This is a genomic window from Paraburkholderia bengalensis, assembly GCF_037126505.1.
GTDB lineage: Bacteria > Pseudomonadota > Gammaproteobacteria > Burkholderiales > Burkholderiaceae > Paraburkholderia > Paraburkholderia bengalensis.
The window spans coordinates 1-9551 of sequence record NZ_JACFYJ010000169.1 but is presented as its reverse complement, the minus strand read 5'-3'; the positions used below and the strand labels follow the sequence as shown (position 1 = coordinate 9551).

The following is a 9551-nucleotide window of genomic DNA, read 5'->3' as shown; positions in this document are numbered from 1 at the left end:
CGCGCCGCCAGCGGGCGCTTCCGCCGCATGACCGACGGCCGCGGGCGCCGGAGCGGCGTATTGCGGCGCGAAGTTGCCGGGCTGCTGGACGTAAACGGGCGGCGCGTTCTTGACGATGCGCACCTTGCCTTCGCCCTCGGTCACTTCGAGTTCGGAAATGCCGGACTCGGAGACGAGGTCGATCAGAGTCTTGAGTTTACGTAGATCCATGGGCTTTCCCCTTCAATGCGTGAAGCGCCCGCGGGTTGCCGCCGGCGCCGAATTCGAGTTTTGGGTTGTCAGTTGCGCGATGACCCGGCCGTCTGGATGGACAGCCGGTCTAGCGCGTATTCGAGTGCGTACAGATAGCCCTTCCAGCCGAGGCCGCAAATCACGCCCTCCGCCTGGTCGGAGAAATACGAGTGATGCCTGAACGGTTCCCGACGATGCACGTTCGACAGATGAATCTCGACGAACGGGATGCCGACGCCCGCCAGCGCGTCCCGGATCGCCACGCTCGTATGCGTGTACGCAGCGGGATTGATCACGATGAAATCGGTCTTCTCGGTTCGCGCGGCCTGGATGCGATCGACGAGCGCGCCTTCGTGATTACTCTGGAAGGTGGCCAGTTCGACGCCGGCATCCGCCGCGCGGTCGGCTAGCGCCTGATCGATCTGCGGGAGCGTCACGTGGCCATACACCTCCGGTTCCCGGGTGCCGAGAAGGTTGAGGTTGGGGCCGTGCAGAACCAGCAGTCGCGTCATGGTCGCTTCGTTTTCCGTGGAATTGGCGGCACTTTAGCGCCGATTAGAGAAATTTGTCTAGTTTCTCGAACGAGCGTTGCCTGACGGCGTCTTGCCTGGTTGGCCGCAACTGAGCGAACTTCTGACATTTCAGTGGGAATGTCGGTGAATCTGAGGGCAAACGTTCTCAACTAAACGTCAATAAGTTGTCGACATCAAAGCGCATCGAGCGTGCGTTTGAGCTCGTCAGGCTTGATCTGGCCTAATTTTGTCGACCGTACGACGCCTTTTGCGTCGATTACGACGGTGTAAGGCAATCCGCCCGCATTGTTGCCGAAGGCGCGCGCGAGATCGGCGCCGCCGAACCCGGCGACGTAGATCGGATAGCTGACGGGCACTTTTTGCAGGAAAGCCTTGATGTTCTTGTCCGAGTCGACGCCCACCCCGACGAACGCGATGCCCTTCTTCTGATACTCCTTGTGCAGTTGCGACAGCGAGGGCATTTCTTCGACGCACGGGCCGCACCACGACGCCCAGAAGTTGACGACGACGGGGTGCCCCCTGAAGGCCGCGAGCGATTGCGGCGCGCCGTCGGCGTTGGTCACCTTCGCGGCCCACAGCTGGTTGACGGCGCCGCTGCCGTCCGCAGGCGCGCGTTCGCGGCGTCGACGAGATCCCTGTTGCCGAAGAGCCAGTGGCCCGCCACCGCTCCGCCCGCTGTCGCGACGACGGCCACCGCCGCGATTGCCAGTATTCGCTTCATATAAAGAGTGTGTCGTTCAGGTGATCAGTTCGTGGAGGGCGCCGCGTCGTCTTCGTCGATCAGCGCCTGCACGCTCCGGACGTCGGCGCGCGCGAGCCGGCCGCGCGCATCGGCGCGCACGGCGCCACGCAGGTCGTCGGTGCCATAGAGCGCGACGTGGATACCGACGGCTTCGGCGTCGCGATCTCGGTTCGACGGGCGCCAGAGAAAGCTCAAGGTTTCGACGTAGCCGCGGCCCGCGAAGTGCCGAGTTTCGGAAACGTCGTACTGCACGTTTGCATTCAACAGATAAATAGCGACTTCTTTTGGATCGTCGCAGAACACCTGAAGATGAACATCGGAATGTTCGCCCGCTGTCCCGCCTAGCACCGCGCCCGTCAGATACGGATTGAAGGGCGCGAGCCGCTGCATCCAGTCGAGGGCGATTTCGCGCAGACGGCGCAGCACGGCCGGCTGGCTGTCGCCCTGGAACAATGACTGATACTCGCGGATTTCTTCCTCGATCTGGTCGTTATCCGGCAGCCATTCACCTGCGACGCGCGTTTCCCCGACGACCTGCCGCGCAGCCTTGCGCTTGGCCGTCGAGTAGTCGAGCCCGTCTTCGGCGATCATGCGGGCAGCCGCGATCGCGATTTCCTCGCGTACGCGCTGCGGATCGAAATGTGATTTGCGAACCATCCGTCAATCATACTAGAGAAAGAACGACGTCCTTTTGACGCCTGCCCACCCGGATGACGGGGCTCGAACCCGTTCCGGCGAAGGCGCGGCAACGCGCCGGGATCGCACAGCCGATCAGGAAAGGGCGGGCCTGTCGGTTACAATAGGCGTCCTTTGCACGAGGGTTTTCTGACCCTTGGCGCGCATCCCCTTCCACGCAAAAACACGCCTTGCGGCGCGACAGCTTTATGCATATTCACATCCTCGGCATTTGCGGCACGTTCATGGGCGGTCTCGCGGTTCTCGCGCGCAACGCCGGTCACACGGTGACGGGATGCGACGCCGGTGTCTATCCGCCGATGAGCACGCAGCTCGAGGCGCAAGGCATCAAGCTGATCGAAGGCTGGGGCGTCGAGCAACTCGACCTGAAGCCGGACCTGTTCGTGGTCGGCAACGTCGTGACGCGCGGTAATCCGCTGATGGAAGAGATCCTGAATCGCGGGCTGCCGTACACGTCGGGTCCGCAATGGCTCGGCGAGCATGTGCTGAACGGCAAGTGGGTGCTGGCCGTGGCGGGCACGCACGGCAAGACCACGACCACGTCCATGCTGACCTGGATGCTCGAAGACGCCGGCATGAACCCCGGCTTTCTGATCGGCGGCGTGCCGCTGAACTTCGGCGTGTCGGCGCGGCTGACGGATTCGAGCTTTTTCGTGATCGAAGCCGACGAATACGACACGGCATTCTTCGACAAGCGCTCGAAGTTCGTCCACTACCGGCCGCGCACGGCGATCCTGAACAATCTGGAATTCGACCATGCGGACATCTTCGCCGATCTCGCCGCTATCGAAACGCAATTCCATCATCTCGTGCGCACGGTGCCGGGCATCGGCCGCGTCGTGTCGAACGGACGCGAAGACGCGCTCGACCGGGTGCTGACGCGCGGCTGCTGGAGCGAAGTGGAGCGCTTCGGCGTCGAAGGCGGCTGGCAGGCGCTGCCCGCTGAAGACGGCGTCGCCGTCGACGAGCGCTTCGCCGTCTATCACGGCGGCGAACGCGTCGGCGTGGTCGACTGGCAGGTGCAGGGCGAGCACAACCGGATGAACGCAATCGCCGCGATCGCCGCTGCGCGCCACATCGGCGTGCCGCCGGCGCAGGCCGCGAAGTCGCTGTCCACGTTCCGCAACGTCAAGCGCCGCATGGAAGTGCGCGGCAGCGTCGATGGCGTGACCGTCTACGACGACTTCGCGCATCACCCGACGGCGATCGAAACGACGGTTGCCGGACTGCGCACGCGCGTGGGCCGTGAAAATACGCGCATCCTCGCCGTGCTCGAACCGCGTTCGAACACGATGAAGCTCGGCGTGATGAAGGCGCAACTGCCGTCGAGCCTCGCCGACGCCGATCTGGTGTTCGGCTACGGCGCGCTGGCGGGCAAGGACGCGCTCGGCTGGAACCTGGCCGAAGCGCTTGCGCCGATGGGCGACAAGGCGCAGGCGTTCAACCACATCGATGCGCTCGTCAAAGCCGTCGTGGCAGCGGCGCAGCCGGGCGATCACGTGCTCGTGATGAGCAACGGCGGCTTCGGCGGCGTGCACCAGAAGCTGCTCGACGCGCTGTCGGCGCGTCCGGCGAAGCAGGCGCGGGGCGTCGCGTGATTCTCTATCTGCACGGGTTCCGCTCGTCGCCCAATTCGTTCAAGGCGCGCGTGATGGCCGAGCGCCTCGCTGCGCTCGGACGCAGCGCCGAATGGTGCTGTCCGATGCTGCCCGTGTCGCCGCTGGAAACCGTGGCGCTCATCGAAAAGCAGGTTGCAGCGGCGAAACCCGCCCGCGTGACAGTGGTCGGCAGTTCGCTGGGCGGCTACTTCGCCACGCATCTGGCCGAAAAGCACGGCTGGCGCGCCGTGCTGCTGAATCCCGCCGTCGTGCCGCAGCGCGACCTGAGTCACTACCTGGGCGAACAGCCGTTGTGGCATGGCGGCGGCAGCATCGTCGTCGAGCCGCATCATCTTGATGAATTACGTGCGCTAGGCGTCGCGTCGATCACCCGCCCCGAACGCTATTATCTGTTTGCCGCCACCGGCGACGAAGTGCTCGATTACCGCGAAATGCTCGCGCACTATCCCGGCGTGCAAACCAAGCTGATCGAAGGCAGCGACCACGCGATCAGCGAGTTTCCCGACTATGTCGACGACGTGCTCGCATTTTGCGACGCCGCCGACGCCGAGCCGCCCGCGCCACGCGAGGCGGCATGATCCGATGATTCGCGCACGCCGCGCACTCACGGGGCGCGGGACGCGGACCACCACCGAACACGACGCCGTCGCGCAAACGCACCGCACCGCGCGCCGGCCGACGCAAGCCAGACTGAGAGTATTGAGTGAACGTTTTCTTCGAGGAATCGGGTAGTTTCAAGGCGGGCAGCGTGCTGTCGCGTCAGGGCGACGCGTTTCAGGTCGAGCTGCCGGGCGGGCGTCGCGCGAAAGTCCGCGCGAAAGACGTGCTGATCGAATTCGAGAAGCCGACGGCGGGCGAATTGATGGAACAGGCCGACGCCGTCGCGCAGGACATCGATCTCGATTTTCTGTGGGAATGCGCGCCTGAAGAGGAATTTCCGTTCGCGACGCTCGGCGCGGAATATTTCGGCGAGTCGTTCGGACCCGTCGAGCGCGCCGCGCTGATCCTGCGCATGCACGGCTCGCCCATCTACTTTCGCCGTAAAGGCCGCGGCCAGTATCAGCGCGCGCCGCAAGAGCAATTGAAAATGGCGCTTGCGTCGCTGGAGCGCAAGCGCCAGCAGGCGCTCGTGCAGCAGGGCTACGAAGACGAGCTGAAGGCGGGCCGTCTGCCCGAAGGCTTCCAGAGCAAGGCGCTCGGACTGCTGACGAAGCCCGACAAGAACTCGATCGAATACAAGGCGCTCGAAGCAGCCGCCGCCGCGCGCGGCATTTCGCAGGCGCGTCTGATGCTCGAATGCGGCGGCATTCCGTCGGCGCGCGCGCTGCACGAGGCGCGTTTCCTGTCGGAATTCTTCCCGCACGGTACGGCATTCCCGCCCGTCACGGTCGGCGAATTGCCGGAAGATTTGCCCCAAGCGGACGTCGAAGCATTCTCGATCGACGACGTCACCACGACGGAAATCGACGATGCGTTCTCCGTCGAGCATCTGTCCGACGGCCGCGTGCGGATCGGCATTCACATTGCGGCGCCCGCGCTCGGCATCCAGCGCGGCGACGCCGTCGATGGCATCGCGCGCGGCCGCCTGTCCACCGTGTACATGCCAGGCGACAAGATCACGATGCTGCCCGATTCCGTCGTCGATCAATTCACGCTGGCCGAAGGCGGCCTGCGACCGGCGCTGTCGCTGTACAGCATCGTGAACCGCGAGACGCAGGAGATCGTCGCGAGCGAGACGCGCGCCGAACTCGTCTACGTGAAGAACAACCTGCGCCACAACACGCTCGACGAACTCGTGACGGAAGAGGCGCTCGCCAACGGCACGGGCGATTATCCGCACAAGGAAGATATTGCGGTGCTGTGGCCGTTCGCGCAGGCGCTGTTCGAGAAGCGTCAAGTCGCGCGCGCAGGCTACGGCCTCAAGCGGGAAGTGCAGCGCAACACGGACTTCAACTTCTACGTCGAAGGCGAGCACATCACGATCACGCCGCGCCGCCGCGGTTCGCCGCTCGACACGATCGTCGCCGAACTGGCGATTCTCGCGAACTCGACGTGGGGCGCGTTTTTGCACGATCACGGCGTGCCGGGCATCTATCGCTCGCAGCGCGCGTTCGGCGCGCCGACGGGCCCCAAGCGAACCCGCATGCAGACGACGGCCGCGCCGCACGAAGGCCTCGGCGTCGCGCAATACGCGTGGAGCACGTCGCCGCTGCGGCGTTACGTCGACCTCGTCAACCAGTGGCAGCTGATCGCGTGCGTGCAGCACGGCGTGACGGCGAAGCTCGCGGCGCCGTTCAAGCCGAAGGACGCCGATCTGTTCGCCGTCGTGCAGGGTTTCGACGACACCTATACCGCGTACGCCGATCACCAGCGGCGCATGGAGTATTTCTGGTGCTTGCGCTGGCTCACGCAGGAAGGCAAGAAGCAGGTCGCGGCTTCCGTCGTGAAGGGCGACCTGGTGCGGCTCGAAGAAGTGCCGCTGCTGCTGCACGTGCCGGGTCTCGGCGTGCATGCGCGCGGCACGCGGCTGATGCTCGAGGTGATGTCGGTCGATGAACTGACGGTCGAGGCGTCCGTGCGCCTGCTGCATGTGCTCGACGCCCCCACGGTGACGAGCGGCACGGAAGAGGAGGAAGAGGCCGAAGAAGACATCGTCGACGCCGCCGACGAATCCGCCGAAAGCGAAGCCGAAGCGCAGGCCGAGGCAGACCCGGCAACGGCCAGCGATACGCCTGCCGCCGAAGGCGCCGCGTCCGCCGACCCGCAACACGCGACGGAGCAAGGCCAATGAGCGCGGACACGACCGCTACCACGCAGCGCGACCGTTACGCCGTGATCGGCAATCCGATCGCGCACAGCAAGTCGCCGTTGATCCACGCGCGCTTTGCGCAACAGACGGGGGAGCCCGTCGAGTACGGCCGGCTGCTCGCACCCGTCGATCAGTTCGTGCCGCACGTGCGCGCGTTCATCGACGAAGGCGGCCGCGGCATGAATGTCACCGTGCCGTTCAAGCTCGACGCGCACGCCTTCGCGACCACGCTGTCGCCGCGCGCGGCGGCGGCGGGCGCGGTCAACACGCTGCGCTTCGAGAAAGACGGCGGCGTGTACGGCGACAACACGGATGGCTTCGGCCTCGTATGTGATATCGAGGTGAATCTCGGCGTCTCGCTGCAGGGCGCGCGCGTGCTGCTGCTGGGCGCGGGCGGCGCCGCGCGCGGCGTCGTCCTGCCGATGCTCGAGCGCAAGCCGCACTCGCTCACCATCGTGAATCGCACGGCGTCCAAGGCCGAGGCGCTCGTCGCGCAATTCTCGGGCGCGGCGCGCGATGCGGCGTGCCGCTTGACGGGCGGCAGCGCGCGGGCGATCGAAGCAGGCGAGTACGACGTGATCGTCAACGCCACGGCCAGCAGCCTCGACGCTTCGCTGCCCGAGTGCGACGACGGCGCGTTCGGCGCAAATACGCTCGCGTACGACATGATGTACGGCGCGCAGCCGACCGTTTTCATGCAGCACGCCGCGAAGCTCGGCGCGCGCGCGGCGGACGGCCTCGGCATGCTGGTCGAGCAGGCTGCCGAGTCGTTCTTCGTGTGGCGCGGCGTGCGGCCCGATGGCGCTCCCGTGCTCGACGCGCTGCGCGACATGCTGCACGCGCCGCAGAACGTCTGAGCGCATCGCTCGCCGCGCGGCTGTCCATTCCACGACATGGTGACGACCACGACCCGAACGAAACGCGCGAAGAGCCAGCGCGCGGGCGCAAGTCCGGCGCGTTGGGCGTTGTATGCGGGCGCGGTGTTTGCCGTCGCGTGGATCGCAACGCAGCTTTTTTACTTCGCGCAGATCGCCGCGTGGAACTACGTCAATCCGCCATCCACCGCTTTCATGCGTTCCGATGCCTGGCGTCTGTCGCAAGATCGTCCAGGTCTGTCGATCCAGCATACGTGGGTGTCCTACGATCAGATTTCGCGCAATCTGAAGCGCGCGATCATCGCATCGGAAGACGCCAATTTCGCGACGAACAACGGCTACGAAACCGACGCAATTCTCCAAGCCTGGGAGAAAAACAAGGCACGCGGAAAAATCGTGGCGGGCGGCTCGACGATCACGCAGCAACTCGCGCGAAATCTCTTTTTGTCTCGCGAGAAGAGCTATATCCGTAAGGGCCAGGAACTGATCATCACATGGATGCTTGAGACGCTGATGGACAAGGAGCGAATCTTTGAGATCTATCTGAATTCGGTTGAATGGGGCAACGGCGTGTATGGCGCTGAAGCGGCGGCGCGCTATTACTTCAGGACGTCGGCGGCGAAACTGACGGCTGGGCAGTCGGCGCGGCTCGCGGTGATGTTGCCGCGGCCCAAATACTTCGACGAACACCGGAATTCCGCTTACCTGACGCAGCGCGCCCGCATCATCGCGCGCAGAATGGGCGCGGCGGAATTGCCCGATTGATTATCCGTTTCGAAATGAAAATAAAAGGCGATTATCTGCGCAGATAATCGCCTTTTTGTTTTTGGTGGCGTGCATTATTTGAAACGGTAATTCGCGCCCACCGTGATGCTGTTATTGGTCCAGCGAGTGTTGTACGCATTCGCCGAATCGCGTGTCCATTCGGAGAACACGCTGAATTTGGTCGTGAGTTTGTACTCGACGCCCAGACCATAGTGGAACGTCCATCCCGGCCAGTCGCCCGTTGCGCCGAGTCGCGCATACGGCATGAACGGGCCGATGGGATAGCCGATTTTCGCGTCGACGCCGCCGTCCTTGGCCGTCGATGAGCCGTTGTGCATGTCCATGAACAGTTCGGCGCCGAGCACCACGGGGCCGGCGTTGAAGCCATAACCCGCGACGAAACCGGGGAAGAGCGTGGTATGCGTCGGCTTGTTCACAGCACCCGAGGCGCTCGAAATGTTCACGCCGACCTTCGCCCCGATGTACGGGCCGGAGAAGTCGTCGATCAGTTGCTGCTGGGTCGGCTGCGCATGGGCGACGGCGCTGATGGCCAGCGTTGCGCACATCAATAATTTCTTAAATGTTCTCATGGATTTAGGGGATTTCTTGGTTGCGAGAGGGCTTCGGAGCCGCGGCGCCTTCGCCGATAAAGCGTGAGCAGCCTAAGTACGTCGGAATGCAGGCTCAATAAGACGTCTCTGAAAACCGTCGCGCATACCGACATCCCGCTTCAGCAGTGATGCGCGGATTCCCTGACGTCGTCGGAATAGTTGCAGAACGTCTCAGATCGTCCGCGTCGGACCAGCGCAGCACGACATCCCAACATATGAGCGTTCAACTCATATGTTGGTGAATCTCAAAAAGGCGCCCTACAATCCGGTTCAACAAGCCGACACCGGCGAGAAAAGCCGCCTCGTCGCCAGCGCAACGCGCGGCGCACGCTGCGGGACGAAAACCGGAGACACCCGCCATGCCATCCAGCACCTCGCTGCACGACACGCGCGCCGCCCGCGCGCAGCACGCCCCGTTGCGAATCGCACCTGACGCGCGCCGTCACGCCGGCATCTCGCGGTAACTCACCTTCTGTCTGTTGCCCAGTCGCCATGAACAAAGCGATGACCCCGCACGCCGAGTCCGACGCGCAAGAAGCGCCCGAAATTCACGCGAGCCACGAGACGCACGACGTCCAAGAGGCGCGCGACGCCCACGAGATGCGCGACGCGCCGACGGCGCAAGCCGCGCGCAAGCCCGCCGCGCGCCCGGCGAACGGCGCCGCCGTTG

At 64.4% G+C, this 9551-nt stretch carries 8 protein-coding genes and 2 pseudogenes; 5 read left to right on the top strand and 5 right to left on the bottom strand.

Going from position 1 to position 9551, the window contains the following annotated elements:
• From H3V53_RS41415 to H3V53_RS41400, 4 genes and pseudogenes are all read right to left on the bottom strand, one after another.
• Positions 1–210: pseudogene (locus H3V53_RS41415) on the bottom strand (acetyl-CoA carboxylase biotin carboxyl carrier protein); the annotation flags it as partial.
• 68 nt (positions 211–278) lie between these two features.
• Positions 279–743, bottom strand: coding sequence for a type II 3-dehydroquinate dehydratase (aroQ, locus tag H3V53_RS41410; protein WP_336602774.1), 465 nt, complete (start codon positions 741–743; stop codon positions 279–281).
• Positions 744–937: 194 nt separating this feature from the next.
• Positions 938–1485, bottom strand: a pseudogene (locus H3V53_RS41405) (TlpA family protein disulfide reductase).
• 24 nt (positions 1486–1509) lie between these two features.
• The gene (locus H3V53_RS41400; RefSeq protein ID WP_336602773.1) at positions 1510–2163 is read right to left on the bottom strand and encodes a UDP-N-acetylmuramate--alanine ligase; all 654 of its coding nucleotides are present in this window, start codon (positions 2161–2163) and stop codon (positions 1510–1512) included.
• A 227-nt stretch (positions 2164–2390) separates the two neighbouring features.
• Here H3V53_RS41400 and mpl point away from each other — a divergent pair, with 227 nt between their 5' ends.
• The 5 genes from mpl to mtgA all read left to right on the top strand — a co-directional run bounded on the left by mpl (position 2391) and on the right by mtgA (position 8270).
• A complete protein-coding gene (gene mpl, locus H3V53_RS41395; protein ID WP_336602772.1) occupies positions 2391–3800 on the top strand; it encodes a UDP-N-acetylmuramate:L-alanyl-gamma-D-glutamyl-meso-diaminopimelate ligase in 1410 nt (469 codons plus the stop codon).
• Positions 3797–4399 (top strand): YqiA/YcfP family alpha/beta fold hydrolase, encoded by a 603-nt coding sequence (locus H3V53_RS41390; protein ID WP_336602771.1) that lies wholly within the window; start codon positions 3797–3799, stop codon positions 4397–4399. Before mpl ends, H3V53_RS41390 begins: the two co-directional genes overlap by 4 nt.
• A 125-nt stretch (positions 4400–4524) precedes the next feature.
• Complete coding sequence (locus H3V53_RS41385) at positions 4525–6612, top strand: ribonuclease catalytic domain-containing protein (RefSeq protein WP_336602770.1); 2088 nt, start codon at positions 4525–4527, stop codon at positions 6610–6612.
• On the top strand, positions 6609–7487 hold the full coding sequence (aroE, locus tag H3V53_RS41380; RefSeq protein ID WP_336602769.1) for a shikimate dehydrogenase: 879 nt from the start codon (positions 6609–6611) through the stop codon (positions 7485–7487). Before H3V53_RS41385 ends, aroE begins: the two co-directional genes overlap by 4 nt.
• 36 nt (positions 7488–7523) lie before the next feature.
• Entirely contained in the window at positions 7524–8270 is a 747-nt protein-coding gene (gene mtgA / locus H3V53_RS41375) for a monofunctional biosynthetic peptidoglycan transglycosylase (protein WP_336602768.1), read from the top strand.
• A 74-nt stretch (positions 8271–8344) separates the two neighbouring features.
• Here the strand turns inward: mtgA and H3V53_RS41370 are convergent, their stop codons facing one another.
• A complete protein-coding gene (locus H3V53_RS41370) occupies positions 8345–8836 on the bottom strand; it encodes an outer membrane protein (RefSeq protein ID WP_336602767.1) in 492 nt (163 codons plus the stop codon).
• Positions 8837–9551: the final 715 nt, after the last annotated feature.